Here is a 17,532-nt window from a genome sequence, read left to right on the forward strand (position 1 = left end):
TCTTTAAACGTTTACTGGTGCGGTTTTCCCTCTACTAACCTTATCAAGCAATAGCATTAGTGAATGGTAAGGAATGCCGCTGTGCTGGCTTAACCCGATTTCGCAAGTACGACTATTACTGAACCCTTCAGTACAATCTGCCGGGATCTGATCCTTCAAATGGCGTAGCGCACTGGCATTTAACTCAGGCACAAACATTCCCTTATCGCCGGCAAAACCACAACATTCAATGCCGTTGGGCTGTATAACCTTTTCACTACAAGCGTTAGCCAACGTTTGTAAATAGGGACCAATGCCCATTTTACGGCTGCTGCAGGTTATATGTAACGCTATGGGCTGCGTTTGCGGCGTAATCTGTAAATCAGCGAGTACGTGTTTAACCATAAATTCGCTGGTTTCAAAGATGGTTAATCCATGCTCGTTGTTTAGCGCCTGCATTTGCTGCTTGCAAGGGCTAGTATCAAACACGATTGGAATTTGCCCTTGGCGGCTAATACTCAGTAAACTACGTGCTAACTGTTCCCCTTTTTGCTGTGCTAAATCAGGGAAACCTTTACTACTAAAAGGCATCCCACAACATAGTTCGCTCATCGTATCAGGTACGATCACGTGGTACCCCGCTTTAGCGAACACAGACCGAGCCGCATCATAGGTGGAAAGCGATTCACTGTCAGAAGCTGCCGAGCCCATAGTACGACTGGCACAACTAGCAAAATAAACAACTTGTTTGCTGTGAAGACTAGCATCAAACCTAATCGGCTTTGCTTTACTTGGCCACTGACTCTGCCATAAAGGGAGTCTTTTCCCCGAAAATCGATGCACACTTTCACCAACTTTATTCGTTAAATCGTCTCCGAGTATTTTAGTAGCCGTACTAGACGCTGCAAATCCTAGGGCCGCGACTTTACTCACCAACGAAAAGTGATTTGCGCTGAACTTAGCGATCGTTTTGCCGAATTTTGTTTGTTTTTCGCTGCGTAATTGCCGTATTAAGTCACCCGTATTGATGCCAACAGGACAGCGCTGTGCACATAGCCCCGTAGCCGCGCAGGTATCAATCCCCATATACTCGAAGTCATGCTCTAATTGCCGTAGCTCTTTGGCTTGTTCTTCGGCTTGCTCTTGGGTATAGATTGCAGCCTGTTTATTGGGCTGATTACTTACGCTGGGAACACGTTGAGTATGTTCTCCAGATGTTGTGGTTGCCAATGCCCGCAAATGTTGAATGCGTCGCCATATAGCGATGCGTTGCCTCGGTGTATAACTTAATGCTTGGGATGGACAAACCGCTTCACAAAAACCACATTCGATGCATTTATCCACAATGTCATTTGCTTTTGGTAGAAGTTTAAGATTTTTAATATGACTTTGCTGATCGTCATTTAAAATCACACCTGGGTTTAAAATACCTGCTGGGTCGACAATTTGTTTGATCTTACGCATGACATTATATGCTTCCTCACCCCACTCTAGCGCAACAAAGGGTGCCATATTCCGTCCTGTTCCATGTTCGGCTTTAAGGGACCCTTTAAATTCCACAGCAACAAGATGCGCAACAGCTTGCATAAAACTATCGTAGCGTTCGATTTCGCTCTGAAGTTCAAATGACTGGGTAAATACAAAATGTAGGTTGCCCGCTAAAGCATGGCCAAAAATAATGGCTTCTGCGTATCCAAACTTATCGAATAGTTGGTGTAAGCGCCCTATTCCTTCCGCCATATTGTCGATAGGAAAACATACATCTTCTATGATGACAGTAGTACCCGTTTCACGCACTGCCCCAACAGCCGGAAAGGTGCCCTTACGTATTGCCCACAACTGCTGATTAAGCACAGTGTTAGTACTCAACGCAATGGATTGCATAGGGTGATGCTCAGCTATACGTTGTTCAATGCTTTGCATATTTAGGCTAAGGGCTTTATCACTATTTGCACTGGTTTCTAATAATAACGCGGTGTAGTTGTCGTTGTCGGTACAAAAAGTGTCGGGTAATCCCGGCTGCCCCTTAACTGAGTTAAGAGCGCGTTGGTCCATTAGTTCAATAGCATCGACATTCTGCTGCGCTAACACTTGTACCAAGGCACATGCCTGCTCTGCACTAGCAAATAAATACAAGCCACTGGCTTTGTACTTATGCTCTATTACCGTTTTATAGGTGATATCGCCAATAAACCCGAGGGTGCCTTCTGAACCAATCATCAGGTGTAACAGAATATCCAACGGATCTTGATAATCGATTAAGGCATTAAGGGCATAACCGCAAGTATTTTTAAGACGATATTTATAAGTAATCAACTCCCGTAGCGACGAATTTTGCTGACTCGCACAAGCCAATTTCTGCAACTCGTCAAGCATAACTTGGTGCTTAACTCGAAAGTTTTGTACGCTAGTTTCATTAGCGGTATCAACCATGCTGCCATCAGCCAATACTATGGTCATATCTTGTACCGTGTAATAACTATTATGGGCAACGCCGCAACACATACCTGAGGCGTTATTAGCAGCGATACCACCAATTTTGCAGCTGTTGATAGATGCGGGATCAGGGCCAATTTTACGCCCGAACGGTGCCAATACACGGTTCGCATCAGCACCAATAATGCCTGGTTGTAACTTTATACGCTGGCCATTATCTAACACGTCATGATGACGCCAATCATCACTTAAGATAATTAATACAGAATCACTCACCGCTTGCCCTGATAAACTTGTGCCCGCTGCTCGAAACGTAACACCCACCTGGTGCTGCTGGCTAAGCGCTAGAACACTCTGTACCTGCTCTAGTGAATTAAGCCTCAGTACAAGTTTAGGTATAAGTTGATAAAAACTCGCGTCAACGGCTAAAGCTCGTAGACGGCTGATATCTTGAATGATTGATTTGGCCGGTAAAATAGCGTCAATTTGGCTCAGGTATTCGGCAGGCAACCGTGTCATTTCTTGGTCCTTTAGCTAGGCGTGGTAAAATGCGAGTCTGAAAACATTGGTTTTAGCGAACTCGGTAAAGTGTTTTGACCATTATTTAATTTGGAAGAATCGCATTTCGGGGCATTACCATCAAGCATAAGACGTAAGCTTTTGTAAGCGCACGTTTAATAAAACTATTTATAAACGCCCACCATCGTTCGCGCTGCGGTGAGATTAGTTAACTCGTCATTATAATTATATTCAACGTCCGGTTTCGGGTCGAGCGACAAGAATGATCTAAGGCTTGTAACCATTCATAACTACTTCCAAAATAGATTTCATAAATAGTCGTTATTTTTGTTACCGCATATTGACCTTTAAAAGTGCCGCTACGGGCTGTAGCTAATCCGGCGTTAATTTACAAAACCTCATTAAACGTAAAAAAATTGTAAATTAGTACTATTAATCAGACATTTAATGTTTCCTAACAATATTCTTATTTTCCAAGGTGATACGTAAAAAATTAACTTTAGTTATGTTTTTCCCTACCCTAAAGCAACTTGAATATGCATTTTTAGCGCTTTCATAACAATTTATTTCGAAGTTATGAAATTAGTAGTGTTTTAATACGAAGGGGGTTTCATAATAATTACTTACATGTTTAAAATAGCTGTATCGAGCGAATTCCTTAATGTTGGCTGTTTACCATATCAGTAACCGTTATTTTTTTCGTTCTAACATGTTTGAAAAAAACCTCATATAAATATGTCATCGAGAATTGCACTTACAGTTTCACCGCCACCATCAAACGAAGGGTTAGTTAATGAATACACAAAAATTATCCGCAGATTTAGCCAAACTTGGTATCAATGCCACTGAAATTCTACATAACCCCTCGTACGATGTGTTATTTGAGGAAACCACACACCCTAGCCTTGAAGGATACGAAAAAGGCGTGGTAACCGAATTGGGGGCGGTCAATGTCAATACCGGAAAATTTACCGGTCGCTCACCAAAAGACAAATATATAGTACGTGACGAAGTCACCAGAGACACTGTTTGGTGGTCTGACCAAGGTAAAAACGACAATAAACCTATGACCCAAGATGTCTGGAACGACCTTAAAGGGTTGGTTACCGCTCAACTCAGTGACAAGCGTTTATTTGTGGTGGATACCTACTGTGGTGCTAACGAAGATACACGCTTAAAGGTTCGCTTTATTACCGAAGTGGCTTGGCAGGCTCACTTTGTGAAAAATATGTTTCTTCGCCCAACAGAAGAAGAACTCGTAAATTTCGAACCTGACTTTGTGGTTATGAATGGTGCAAAAACGAATAACCCAAATTGGCGTTCTCACGGGGTAAATTCAGAGAATTTTGTGGCGTTTAACTTAACAGAGAAAGTGCAGTTAATCGGTGGGACTTGGTACGGCGGGGAAATGAAAAAAGGTATGTTCTCAATGATGAACTACCTGTTACCCCTTAGGGATATTGCGTCTATGCATTGCAGCGCAAACGTAGGTAAAGACGGCGATGTAGCAGTATTTTTTGGCTTATCAGGTACCGGTAAAACCACCTTGTCGACTGATCCTAATCGCGAGTTAATTGGTGATGACGAACATGGTTGGGACGACAACGGTGTCTTTAATTTTGAAGGTGGTTGCTATGCCAAGACCATTAATTTAAGCAAAGAAAATGAACCGGATATTTACAATGCTATTCGCCGTGATGCATTACTTGAAAATGTTACAGTTGACGCAAACGGTAAAATAGATTTTGACGACAACAGTAAAACTGAAAATACCCGCGTGTCGTATCCTATTCATCACATTGACAATATTGTTAAGCCAGTATCTCGCGCTGGACATGCAACCAAGGTGATTTTCTTGACTGCTGACGCATTTGGCGTGTTGCCCGCTGTATCTAAACTCACGCCAGAACAAGCACAGTATTATTTCTTATCTGGTTTTACCGCTAAATTAGCGGGTACTGAGCGTGGAATTACCGAACCCACTCCAACTTTTTCAAGCTGTTTTGGCGCAGCATTTTTAAGCTTGCACCCTACTCAATATGCAAAAGTGCTTAAAAATCGGATGCAAGCGTCAGGCGCGCAAGCTTATCTAGTTAATACGGGTTGGAATGGTACAGGGAAACGCATATCCATTAAGGCCACACGCGCCATCATTGACGCTATTCTGGATGGCTCGTTAGATGACGCTGCGACCATTACCTTACCCGTTTTTAACTTACAAATTCCACAACAACTAGGTGAGCTGGATGCAGACATTCTAGATCCTCGTAAAACATACCAAAACGAAAGTCAGTGGAGCAAAAAAGCCAATGATTTGGCTGAACTATTTGTTGAGAACTTCGAAAAATTCACTGATACTGATAATGGTAAAGCGCTTGTATCGGCAGGCCCTAGCTTATTTTCGCACGCCAAAAGTGCGTAAATGGTAACTCTTTAGCCGCTACCGAATAGAATAGGCGCATTTTACTGCGCCTTTTTTTTTGTTTATTTTTTTGTGCCCCATGCCTGTGAAATCTAAAACCTTGGTGAGACTGGAATTATCAGTATTGTTGTTCTCGATGATGTTTCAACTAGAAATATTATGCCAATAGACGTAATGTCTTTCCTGCAATCATTTACTTATAGACTACAGGGGTTCCATATGTCATATATCGACGGTTTTGTCGTCGCTGTGCCTACGGCAAATAAAGAACAATACAAAGAATACGCTAAGTACTGTATTAAAATTTTCAAAGAAGAATACGGTGCACTGTCGTGCACTGAATGTTGGGGAGAAGACGTACCTAATGGTGAAGTCACTTCTTTCCCTCAGGCAGTGCAAGCAAAAGATGATGAAACCGTTGTCTTTTCGTGGATCACCTGGCCGTCTAAAGAGGCGAGAGACAGCGGCATGCAAAAATGCATGAACGACCCGCGATTCGACTCAAAAACAGCCCCTATGCCCTTTGATGGGAAGCGCATGATCTACGGTGGGTTTGAAGTGTTAGTAAACGAGTAATTAAGTCTAATTTTAGTCCCCCATATTTTAGCAGCAGACGCTGAACAAATGATGTGTAAATTTAAGCACATTGCCTGTCACTTCATTCATCGCGATAGCAAGGAGATAAAACACGGTTTTGTATAACGGAAACCTGTTGCAATAAGAGTCATAATGAGGTGATTTAAATAATTATTACAGGCAGTGCTTGGTGTACGTTCGTATCTTGTTTGAGTCACGGCTCGTTAGCGGCAAAGCACCGCTAAACTAATCTTACCAGTTGAATAGCTTGTTAAGCATTGCCACATTGCCATTATATTTTCACTTTTGCTTCGCTAAAAACACCGAACGCTTACTTTTCAATGAACGCTTGTTCAATAACATAGTGCCCTTGAGAGCGTGAATTCGCTTTACTGAACCCCTTCGCATCTAAGATGGCGGCTAAATCTTTTAACATGGCATCGTTACCACATAACATGAAGCGATCGTTTTCTGGGTCAATATCAGGTAAATTCAAATCGCTACTGAGTTTATTCGATAAAAGTAAATCAGTAATACGCCCTTCGTGAACACTCATCCCATCTTCGGTCTTCAGACTATTATATTGGTATGGTTCACGCGTTACCGTTGGGTAATAAAGCAACTTGTCTTGTACTATATCCCCGAAAAAAGGATTGTTCGGCAGTGACACTTCGATTTCTTGCTGATAGGCTAGCTCTGAAGCCCAACGAACACCATGAACAAGTATAATTTTGTCAAATTGGTCGTAAATATTGGGATCTTGAATAACACTCATAAATGGTGCTAATCCTGTACCAGTACTAAGTAAATAAAGATTTTTACCCGGTTGTAAATAACCAGGGACAAGTGTCCCGGCAGCCCGAGTGGTTAACATCACCTCATCACCCGCTTTGATCTTCTGTAATTCTGAGGTCAACGCACCATCTGGCACTTTAATACTAAAGAATTCTAATTCGTCGGCGTAATTAGCACTGGCAATACTGTAGGCTCGCATTAAGGGCTTACCGGCCAGCTCTAAACCAATCATTACAAACTGGCCACTTTCAAACGTAAACGATTTCTGGCGTGTTGTTTTAAAGCTAAATAATGTCTCATTCCAATGATGAACAAACGTCACACATTCTTTAATTACATTGCGCATTGAATTGAATTTCCTCCTTCATTAACATTTATAGATTATGTCACACCGGCATTAATGATAACAGTTCCCATTTGCATTTAAGTGTAACAACGATTGTTTATTCATAACGAATGAGTCCCACAATTGCACCATAAAATTGCATTGTGTATGCCAAAAATATTGCATTGTGTCCGCCAAGCCCACCATCAGACTGTAAATGTCGAGACTTAAGCGGTTAAGGTCTCAAATATAGGAGAATCATCGATATAAAAGAGTGGTTAGACGACCAAATATGACATTTCTTAGGGAATGTGTACGTTCAAGCGTGAAAAAAGAGCATTTTGAACCTAATTTCGCTTCACTCTGCCTTATTAAGTCATAATGGCGTATTCTTTGCTGATTTTTAGGGCATATGTGCATGAGTTGAAACATGTTATATGATTGAAACATTTACCTTTGCCACTATCGTAGCGCGATCATATTTGTGTACCACAGTGAGATTAATCTGCACCTTTTCGGAAGCCTTTCGGAAGCCTTTTTCCGCTTCCCTGAATTAGTTAGGACATTGAATGCAAAACTTAGAATTGAACACCCAGTTGGACGCTTATTATAAGCAGATTAAATCCGTCATATTAGAAAAACAGCACCCTGTTAGCGGTTTATTGCCTGCAAGTACAGCTATTACCGTGCACGGTAACTATCAAGATGCTTGGGTACGCGACAATGTGTACAGCATTCTGGCTGTTTGGGGACTCGCACTCGCCTATCGCAACGTAGATAATGATAATGGCCGTGGTTATGAGCTACAGCAACGTACCGTTAAACTTATGCGTGCGTTACTACGCTCGATGATGGCCCAATCAAATAAGATAGAAAAATTTAAGAAGACACGCCAGCCTATTGATGCCCTGCACGCTAAATACGATACAGCGACTGGTGACTGCGTGGTCGGTGATTCAGAATGGGGCCACCTACAAATCGATGCTACTTCGGTTTTTCTGCTCACTTTGACTCAGATGATTGCATCAGGTTTAGATTTGATCTGGACAGATGAAGAAGTGTGCTTCGTTCAAAACTTGGTGTATTACATCGAGCGAGCTTATCGTTCACCAGATTTTGGTATCTGGGAACGAGGAGCGAAAAGTAACAGTGGTAGCGTAGAGCTTAATGCAAGTTCACTCGGAATGGCGAAGGCCGCTCTAGAAGCCCTTTCGGGTTTTAACTTATTTGGTGCAAAGGGCTCCTTTAGTTCGGTTATTCATGTTATACCCGACAACATTGCGCAGTCGAACATCACTCTAAGCGCGATGTTACCCCGCGAATCGAACACCAAAGAAATTGACGCCGCTTTGCTTAGTGTCATCGGGTTTCCAGCATTTGCTGTACAAGACAAAGCGCTGTCAGACCGAGTACGCCACGACATAGTCACCAAGCTAGAAGGGCGCTATGGTCTGAAGCGCTTTCTGCGTGATGGTCATCAAACCGTGCTCGAAGATGAAGGTCGCTTGCATTATGAAGATAAAGAGCTAAAACAGTTTGAAAATATTGAGTCTGAATGGCCGCTGTTTTACGCCTATTTATATTTAGACGCGATCTTTACCGATAATAAACCGCAAATAGCACATTATCGCGACCGTTTGGATAACGTACTGGTTGAACAAAACGGCTTTAAACTGCTTCCAGAACTTTATTATGTGCCCAAAGAGTCAATTGATGCTGAGCGTGCTAACCCACAATCGCAAGACCGTTTACCCAACGAAAACATCCCCTTAGTGTGGGCACAGAGTTTATTTTTACTCGGCTCAATGCTCGAGGACGGTTTACTGCGTCCAGGTGATTTAGACCCCTTAGGACGTCGTCACGTCAAACCCACCATGCAGCCCGTTGTGCAGCTTATCTTTTTATCTGAGGATGAAACCTTACAACAAGAACTCGCTGCCCATGGTGTCGCCACTGAAACACTAACCGATATTGCACCGGTGAAAGTTTATCGACCTGAAGATATTGCTGCCGTGCACGGTCAGGTGGGTCGCTGTGACAGCTTAGGCTTAACAGGGCGAATACCGCGCATGTTAAAAAGCTTAACCACCAGCCGCGTTTATATGTTCAACAAGCAACGAGCGGTATGTTTAACCCCGTCGTTTATGCAACATGAATACTTTTTAAGTTACGATATCGATTTCTTAGTACGACGTTTTAAAAGCGAATTAAGCTATTTGCATCGCAACTGGACCGAAGTCGGACGGCCTACGGTTACTGTTTTGCTAACCCATAATTTATTGGGTGCAGATCGTAGTTCATTTTTTGAGTTAATGGCGCAGATTGCCACTGGTGAAGTCGGTGATGTACCTGTTAAACATGGCACTATGGCACAACTTACTCCCACATCTGCAGTCGAGCGTGTCAATCAGCTTAACGACTTGGTGTTACCTACTGAGCCTTTAAAAGAGTTATTTTCTCACTCATGCACCCTTTCGATCGCAGGAAGCCACGTTGCACTGACATCAGATCAGGAACGTGAAATTGACTTGCTTACGGATAAAAACGAACTGCACGCTCGTTTGGAAAAATCGGATAACTTGTACCAACAAATAGCCTTGTTAGATGCCCTGAACAAGCTGCAAGGTCTAGACGGCTCAATAGCGTATCATGGCCAACAGCATACGATTAAGTCTTTGATTGAAGAAGTTTATTTGCAGGCAGGCCGCTTGCGGCTTTGGTCAGTATTACGTCAAGCTTCAGGTTTGTTAGGTAAAATAAATGGCGATTTAGGCCTTGCGGTGAGCGCTTTACTCGTTGCCCAGAAATTTATTCAGGTGGGCCGTGCTTACAGTGATGACTCGCTTATTTCAAAACCCTTACAAGATGATGAATTGCTCGCAAAAATTAAACAATTTTGCCGTGAAGATGTGCGTGATCAAGTATTAACCCAAGAGGTGCTTCTCTCGTTAGGTATGTTAGTTAAAGCCCGACCAGAGCTATTTAGCGAATTGCTTACTGTTCGTGTTAGCTACTTGATTATTTTGTTGACTAGTCAAATTTCTCGCGAGCAAGATAAGACTCCAGATGAAGCCTATGAACACATTATGAATTTGGCTCCTTCTGTTATTCAAGATCGCATTGAAGCAGTACTGGAGGAATATCAGAACTTAACCGACTTGCCGTTGAAACTCGAAGAACTGCATGCCGAGTGTCATTCTGGCAAGCTAGATTGGGATCAAGATCTCGGCCTAGAAAAATTAACCGAACCCACTGAAGGCTGGTATGTTTGGCGTCAGCATCAAGGGGTAATTGATAGACGTCCCTCTGGCTTTATCCCACAAGTTTGGACTATTTTTAAACATACCACTGGTTTGGTTATTGGTAATAAAATGGACAAGCGTAACCGGATTGCCAGCGATACTGTACTCAGTGATATGACACAAGGTGAAGCCGCTTTTGTACTACTTATTGAGCAAATGCTAAATAATATTCAAGCCCCTGAGTATCGTCAACTAACAGTCGAGACTCTTAGTGCACTAGGCAGTTTCTTTGAACAAAACCCCAGTTTACAAATCGATGAGGCCTTAACCATTGATGTAACCATTGGGCACGCCGTGCATCTAGCCTATAGTGATTTACACCCAGAGCGGATGGATAATTATTCAGAGTTCAAAGGACAAGCTTGGGATAGTTTTTATAATTTATCACCTCTTGAGACCACTTTTTTCATTGTTTCCGCTTTACGTAAACTATTGACGGTACGTCCAGTAAAGAGTGTGGCCACTGACGACATACTCATCGAACCAACGAACAAGGAAATCCCTTCTCAGTTATAGTTTTGATACGCTTTTGGTACGCTTTTGGTATCGTATAGATATGGATGTAATCTGCAAAAATAACAACGTTCGACACTAGGGGTTTCCATTAAACCCTAGTGTCATGGTTTATCTACCCCTGAAATAGATTCTTTATTAAACACCGTTTCAAACCGCATTATCATATTTAGCATCAGCCTATAAGTGGCACATAAATCAGACTATTATCCTCCCCACACACAGTTTGTTATATCGATTTAGTGCAACTATCGTTATTAACATACTGTTAAATATAGATATTAGATAAACGCTCTTTTAAAGAGTCGACTTAAATAATTAGCTTATACGCTGAATATTAGTAAACTGGCAGACTACGTTTTATTTCAACTACTTTGGAAATGTTTTAATGCCAGACTTGGCAATACTCGCGGTATTTATTCCGACTTTTTTCTTTGTGTCTATTACCCCTGGCATGTGCATGACTCTGGCGATGACATTGGGCATGAGTGTGGGTGTGCGTCGCACATTATGGATGATGGTAGGCGAAGTGATTGGTGTGGCACTAGTAGCTATTGCTGCAGTTGTGGGCGTGGCCAGTATTATGCTTAATTACCCCGCTGTATTTCAAATATTCAAGTGGCTGGGAGGCGCTTATTTGGGCTATTTAGGTCTGAAAATGTACTTTGCTAAAGAGCAAATATCTTCTGAGAACGCTCCCAGCACAAGCACGTCAAGGCGCGGTTTAATGTCTCAGGGGTTTATTACCGCTATTGCAAACCCGAAGGGTTGGGCATTTATGATTAGTTTATTGCCCCCTTTCATTAGCTTGGCAAAGCCGGTAACAGGGCAACTTTTTGTCTTGGTTGGGCTTATCATGCTCAGCGAATTTGCCTGTATGTTAATTTATGCCTCTGGTGGGAAAAGCTTGCGTATGTTCCTTAATCGCAACGATAATATTCGCTGGATGAATCGTATCGCTGGCAGCTTATTAATCTGTGTAGGTGCGTGGTTAGCGTTTCTTTAAACACGGCATCAGATGCGTTTTGTCACTACAGCTGACTCTCTTTGATGAAATGTAAGTTATCGTTTATCAACCAGTCCATGAGCAACGGCATAACAGATAAGTTCAGCGAACAAATCAATATTGAGCTTACTTTTCATAATCCGAATGCGTGCGTCTACATTACGAAAACTAATATTTAAAAGACATGCAATTTCTTTACTCAATTTATCTTAAGCCACGAGAGTGAGGATCAGTTGCTCTCGGGCAGTGAGCTTTTGACTAGATTCTCAGGCTCGCTTGTCGATAAGCATTTTGTAATTGAACTGCTGAAATGTATGTGGCCTATGGCGACCGCTTTTTGGCGTAATACACTTCTTCTGATATGGTATTTTTTCAATCTAGCTTGAGGCACCAGCTTGGATTGAGCTAGCGATGAATTCAGCACTGCCTTGCATGAAAAAATAATTACCAGCAACCCACGACAGATGTTGTAGCGCACGCCGTCAGTATGTTAGGGCAGATGATCAGTCGTCTATTATTTTGATCATTTTAGGCGATGTAATGGTTGTATCCACGGTCAATCCGTCTCACGTAGCGATTATCCCGAGCGTTTTATTTATTGTTGTTTACACCCTCTTTCATTACGTAAAATTTTTTCTGGCAAAGACGTTAAAAAATACGAGAGTCCCCTGGGTTAGCGAGCCAATGGAACCTGAAAATGATGCTTCGTATGATGCCAAGCTTAATCCAATAAGCACGAACCAATTACCGGACGCTAGTAAGAAAATTGATGAATTCGCGTTATCTGAAGAGTGGAAGTTGGCAAATAGCCAAAATGATACTGATTATCAAGAGTTCACATTGTAGCTTGAGTACAAACATTATCAACAGCAAAAAACGGCTCATTAGCCGCTTTTTGCTTGTGCTTCACTTAGTGATTACCAGCACTTATTGACGATCTTTTTATTCAGGAATAACACCACATGCAACACGGGCGCCGCCGCCACCTAAAAGCTCGGGTGAGTCAGAGTAATTATCACCATCTGCGTGGATCATGATTGCCCTCCCTTGAATATCATCAAGTTCGAGTTCTGGGGCGAATACAGGGTGCAACGCACTGCCATCGTTATCAACGAATAAGGCAGGCAAATCTCCTTCATGACCTTTTTCTGACCAAGGCATATCGTGTTTATCGGTCTTTTCGGGGTCGAAATGACCGCCTGCTGCTCCACCTAACACTTTTTCCCCGTCTTTCATGGCCACGGAGCAATCACCATTTTGATGAATATGGAAGCCATGCAATCCAGGCGTTAATCCTGTTAGGTTAGGCTTGAACACGACACCGTCGTCGTCATAGCTACTGACCATTATAGTCCCCATACTCTGCCCACTTTTCAGATCATTCATGGTGACGGCTAGACCGTCTTCGCTTGCGAAACTTGCGGCGCTTAATGTCAAAGAAATTGAGCCAACTAAACTAGTTAATAAATGCTTATTCATAATGTCCTCCGTTATTATCGCGATCATTACGTCGCGAACTAAGGTGATAAAATTCTTATATACATATACAAGGCAGCATAAATCACACCAGAGTTAATTTTGACACAAGCACCCCACTCCCGCCGCGCTTTCATTGGGCTTAGTCCTATCAATCTATTTCCGCTGGGTTTAATGAAAAACGCTAAATACAACACTTTTACAGCTGTCTATGAATATTTTACGCATGCGTAGAAATTTATTGATAATCAGCTCAGCGCCTACCATCGCCCTTAATCGACTGCTGCATAAAATGGGTGATATGTTTTGCGATTTCTACGGGCTTTTCTTATACGTCAAAATGCCCTGCATCTAACAGGTTTAATTCTGCGTTAGGTACATCTCGCAAATATGCCAGAGCACCGGCGGCAATAAATGTAGCAGGTTGATATTGACGCAAATAAGCTTGCCATAGCGGATAATCCAACACGTTATTGTAATAGTCCTGTAGCAATTGCACTTAAATCAGTCTGGCTTTTTCATTATGCAAAAAATGAAGGTCGTGACTCCAACTATCTGTGCTCATTTTTTCTGACGCCCCTTGCATATCCCGGAAATTTTGATTGTTGGCTATGGCTTGCTCACCAATGAGCGTATAAAGCTGCTCTAATTTTTGCTTTGAGCTGTCTTTATTGGCAGCTTTGAAGAATGTTTGCCTAGCAGGTGTTAACCCATCCAAGTAGGCATATCCATTTTGTACAATCAGAGCCTAGAGATGATAAGAATTGTGCAACAACATACTAAACCCAACGGGCGCACCAAAATCTTGAATATATAACGAAAAACGCGTCACATTAGCCATATCTAATAATCCTGAAACATGCTCAGCAAGCAGGTTAAACGTTTACCTCTGGGTCGCGGGTTCAGGCGCAATGACATGACGGCGACCAGATAACAATATGATAAGTTCTCGGTAGGAATGTGATGACGAGGGATACCCGTGGAGTAACAATTTGTAGTCACTAAAAACACAGTCAAAACTGACGTTCATGGGGTTTCAAGTAATAAATACCTGTTCGTATAGGATAAAAATGGTCTACATAAATATGCTGACTATTGATAATAATGACTATTCGCAGACTCCAACCATGACGAGGATCAAGATTTAGTGCATTAGTTAAGCTAGGCGCCTTTGCAGTCCAAGTCTTCTCTAGACTAAGCATCATAAACCCTTCACTCTTGCGACTTGGCTTGCCTATCAGTTTTAAATAAGCAGGAGCAGCCGGTCTTAAAGAGCGCCTAACATAACTAACGGATTGACCTGATGGCGATCTCGTCTATCTATTGTTAAAGCACTTAGCCATCTGTTTTAGTAAGCTTTTTATCTAAATTAAAACTGTTTACTTGCGGGATCTAAAATACGTAAATGTCATGTTCTTTATGGTCACATGTACCACGTGAACACGACCTTGATTAAAAGCACTTGTTACGCTCGCTATTCGATCATTATTTCGCGCTATTTTAGTTGTCACCTTAGTAAGTTGACCTCCGCGTTTTTAATTCCATCATTTGTTATGGGTGTAACATGAGTTCCTATCAAAAAACATTCAGTATAAAAAAACTTTGGATCATTCTGTCTGTAGGAATGATTATAATGTTCGGTATCTTGTTGTTGCTGGGTCAGCAAATATATCAACAAGCGCCCCCTATTCCGGCCCTAGTAAAATCAGTATCAGGGGAAATCCTCTATACCCGAGACGATATTGAAACGGGGCAGAATGTCTGGCAATCGATTGGCGGTATGGAACAAGGTTCTATATGGGGGCACGGCGGTTATCTAGCGCCTGACTGGAGTGCTGACTGGCTTCATCGTGAAGCGTTGGCATTGTTAGATATAAATATCGACCAATCTCAATCGAGCCTAACCCCTGATCAAAAAATGGCGATGCAAAAGGCCCTACTACCTGCACTTATGCGCAAAAATACCTATGACGTGACGACTGAAGCCATTACGGTCAGCGATAATCGTGCAATAGCTATAAAGCAAGTTGAAGACCATTATTTGCGGCTTTACCAAGGTAGTGATGAAGAATCACTAGCATTAAGACGCGACTATGCATTTTCGCTTCATGGTTTGCTTGATGCACAAGAAGCGAAACAACTTGCTGCGTTTTATTTCTGGACAGCCTGGGGGGCAACCACCAACCGGCCAAATGATGATATTACATACACAAGTAATTGGCCCCACGAGCCACTCGTCAACAACAAACCGACCACTGGCACGCTAATGTGGAGTATCGCCTCTATCTTCTTATTACTAGCCGCATCTGGTGCGCTCGTTGCGTATTACGTTAAACAATTTGACGACTGGCGTGATGATATTTTACCTGAGCAAGGTATGGCAACCAGCGACATTTTGTCTAACGCCACGATTACACCTTCTATGCAGGCCACCGCTAAATATTTCTGGGTAGTGTGTGCGATGTTTGTAGGCCAAGTGCTATTGGGTATAGTAACGGCGCATTATGCCGTTGAAGGGCAAGGATTATACGGATTACCGTTCGCTGAATATTTACCCTACGCCGTCACTCGTACTTGGCATACACAACTTGCAGTATTGTGGATTGCTACGGCATGGTTAGCGACAGGACTATATGTTGCACCTATGCTCGCGGGCCGTGACCCGAAATTTCAACGTTTTGGGGTCAACTTTCTGTTCATCAGCTTGTTAATTATTGTTATTGGCTCCTTTGCCGGGCAATGGGCTGCGGTTCATCGTTTTTTCGAAAATTTAACTGCTAACTTCTGGTTCGGTCATCAAGGTTACGAATATGTCGATTTAGGTCGATTTTGGCAGATTTATCTAACCATTGGCTTATTGTTGTGGGTAGCATTAGTGGTGCGAGCATTATGGCCAGTACTACAAGAAAAAGGCGATAAATCACTCATCTATTTAGTATTGGTCTCGGCACTAGCGATTGGTCTACTTTATGGCGCCGGCTTAATGTGGGGACAGCATACTAATATTGCGATAATGGAATACTGGCGTTGGTGGGTAGTTCATCTTTGGGTAGAAGGAATTTTCGAGGTGTTTGCCACGGCCATAATATCCCTATTGTTTGTGCGCATGGGAATATTGCGCACCTCTACAGCTACAGTAATGGTGCTGTTTGCCACAATTATATTCTTATTTGGTGGCGTACTGGGGACCTTTCATCATCTCTATTTCAGCGGAACACCAACGTCTGTTATCGCTGTGGGAGCCATGGTGTCAGCACTCGAAGTGGTTCCTTTATTGGTGGTAGGATTTGAAGCCTATAACCGCTACAAAGTTGAGCGTGTAGAGAAATGGGAGCTGGCTTATCACTGGCCATTTATGTTTTTTACGGCTGTGCTGTTCTGGAATTTCGTTGGCGCTGGCTTATTTGGATTTATGATAAATCCACCCATTGCGCTGTATTATATGCAAGGGTTAAACACGACCGCCAACCATGGCCACGCTGCATTATTTGGTGTGTACGGTATGCTCGGTTTGGGGTTAACCTTATACTGCATGCGCGGATTAACAGATGTCACGCGCTGGAACCAACAATGGATAAAGCGCTCATTCTGGTCCCTTAATATTGGCCTGGCGATGATGACGTTTTTATCATTGTTACCCCAAGGTGTGATTCAGACTTATACCAGTATTGAGCAAGGTTACTCATTCGCACGATCAGCTGAATTCATGCACAGCCCAATCATGGAAGCCTTGGTTTGGGCGCGAGTGCCAGGCGACATCGTATTCAGTATTGGAGTGGGTTATTTCGCTTGGTTTATGTTTAAAGCCTTCACTGGAAGTAAACGCACCAAGGCGTCAACGTCCACTGAATATTCGAGCTAGAAAGTATGGTTGGTAAACCTGTGCACTGAATTAAACGAAGCGACAAGGACGTCGCGTTTAAGTCAGTCAGGGTAACAGCCTTGATAGTTTGTATCCCTTCCATTACCAGTGGTAATGAGTAACGAGATAGATAGTGCCTATTTACATGCATTATTCAAAATCGAATAGGGTACATAGAGATGACATAGCACTTATATCGTTAATACTTCCCTCGCCTCTCATTGGTTTTTGATTACAGCGATCGTGAGTATTGAGTATTGAGTATTGAGTATTGAGTATTGAGTATTGAGTATTGAGTATTGAGTATTGAGTATTGAGTAT

Annotated in this window: 12 protein-coding genes; 6 read left to right on the top strand and 6 right to left on the bottom strand. The window is 42.5% G+C overall.

Translation table 11 applies throughout. The features are described from left to right. Positions 1 to 3: 3 nt before the first annotated feature. Complete coding sequence (locus GQS54_RS12085; RefSeq protein ID WP_166424244.1) at positions 4 to 2,934, bottom strand: FAD-binding and (Fe-S)-binding domain-containing protein; 2,931 nt, start codon at positions 2,932 to 2,934, stop codon at positions 4 to 6. A 793-nt stretch (positions 2,935 to 3,727) separates the two neighbouring features. On the opposite strand from GQS54_RS12085, the gene pckA reads away from it, so the two are divergent. Further along, positions 3,728 to 5,356: a phosphoenolpyruvate carboxykinase (ATP) gene (pckA, locus tag GQS54_RS12090; protein WP_166424245.1), complete on the top strand. Its 1,629-nt coding sequence runs from the start codon at positions 3,728 to 3,730 to the stop codon at positions 5,354 to 5,356. 219 nt (positions 5,357 to 5,575) lie between these two features. Continuing rightward, positions 5,576 to 5,932, top strand: a complete 357-nt coding sequence (locus GQS54_RS12095) for a DUF1428 domain-containing protein (protein WP_166424246.1) — start codon at positions 5,576 to 5,578, stop codon at positions 5,930 to 5,932. Positions 5,933 to 6,263: 331 nt separating this feature from the next. On the opposite strand, the gene GQS54_RS12100 is transcribed toward GQS54_RS12095, so the two are convergent. Then, a complete protein-coding gene (locus GQS54_RS12100; protein WP_166424247.1) occupies positions 6,264 to 7,073 on the bottom strand; it encodes a ferredoxin--NADP reductase in 810 nt (269 codons plus the stop codon). 548 nt (positions 7,074 to 7,621) lie between these two features. On the opposite strand from GQS54_RS12100, the gene GQS54_RS12105 reads away from it, so the two are divergent. From GQS54_RS12105 to GQS54_RS12120, 3 genes are all read left to right on the top strand, one after another. Further along, positions 7,622 to 10,870: a glycoside hydrolase family 15 protein gene (locus GQS54_RS12105; RefSeq protein ID WP_166424248.1), complete on the top strand. Its 3,249-nt coding sequence runs from the start codon at positions 7,622 to 7,624 to the stop codon at positions 10,868 to 10,870. A 385-nt stretch (positions 10,871 to 11,255) separates the two neighbouring features. Further along, positions 11,256 to 11,873 (top strand): LysE family translocator, encoded by a 618-nt coding sequence (locus tag GQS54_RS12110; protein ID WP_166424249.1) that lies wholly within the window; start codon positions 11,256 to 11,258, stop codon positions 11,871 to 11,873. A 684-nt stretch (positions 11,874 to 12,557) separates the two neighbouring features. After that, positions 12,558 to 12,719, top strand: a complete 162-nt coding sequence (locus GQS54_RS12120; RefSeq protein WP_166424250.1) for a hypothetical protein — start codon at positions 12,558 to 12,560, stop codon at positions 12,717 to 12,719. Between the two features lie 96 nt (positions 12,720 to 12,815). Here GQS54_RS12120 and sodC read toward each other — a convergent pair whose 3' ends face one another. The 4 genes from sodC to GQS54_RS12135 all read right to left on the bottom strand — a co-directional run bounded on the left by sodC (position 12,816) and on the right by GQS54_RS12135 (position 14,554). Continuing rightward, positions 12,816 to 13,352 carry a superoxide dismutase family protein gene (sodC, locus tag GQS54_RS12125; RefSeq protein ID WP_166424251.1) on the bottom strand — a complete coding sequence of 179 codons (537 nt, stop codon included), beginning with the start codon at positions 13,350 to 13,352 and terminating at the stop codon, positions 12,816 to 12,818. A 325-nt stretch (positions 13,353 to 13,677) separates the two neighbouring features. Continuing rightward, on the bottom strand, positions 13,678 to 13,848 hold the full coding sequence (locus GQS54_RS23050) for a hypothetical protein (RefSeq protein WP_205967741.1): 171 nt from the start codon (positions 13,846 to 13,848) through the stop codon (positions 13,678 to 13,680). Then, positions 13,849 to 14,067, bottom strand: coding sequence for a hypothetical protein (locus GQS54_RS23055; protein ID WP_205967742.1), 219 nt, complete (start codon positions 14,065 to 14,067; stop codon positions 13,849 to 13,851). A 295-nt stretch (positions 14,068 to 14,362) separates the two neighbouring features. Continuing rightward, positions 14,363 to 14,554 carry a hypothetical protein gene (locus GQS54_RS12135; protein WP_166424252.1) on the bottom strand — a complete coding sequence of 64 codons (192 nt, stop codon included), beginning with the start codon at positions 14,552 to 14,554 and terminating at the stop codon, positions 14,363 to 14,365. Positions 14,555 to 14,982: 428 nt separating this feature from the next. On the opposite strand from GQS54_RS12135, the gene GQS54_RS12140 reads away from it, so the two are divergent. Next, positions 14,983 to 17,211 carry a nitric-oxide reductase large subunit gene (locus GQS54_RS12140; RefSeq protein ID WP_240919922.1) on the top strand — a complete coding sequence of 743 codons (2,229 nt, stop codon included), beginning with the start codon at positions 14,983 to 14,985 and terminating at the stop codon, positions 17,209 to 17,211. Positions 17,212 to 17,532 lie beyond the last annotated feature (321 nt).

It is taken from the genome of Paraglaciecola sp. 20A4, assembly GCF_011378905.1.
Lineage (GTDB): Bacteria > Pseudomonadota > Gammaproteobacteria > Enterobacterales > Alteromonadaceae > Paraglaciecola.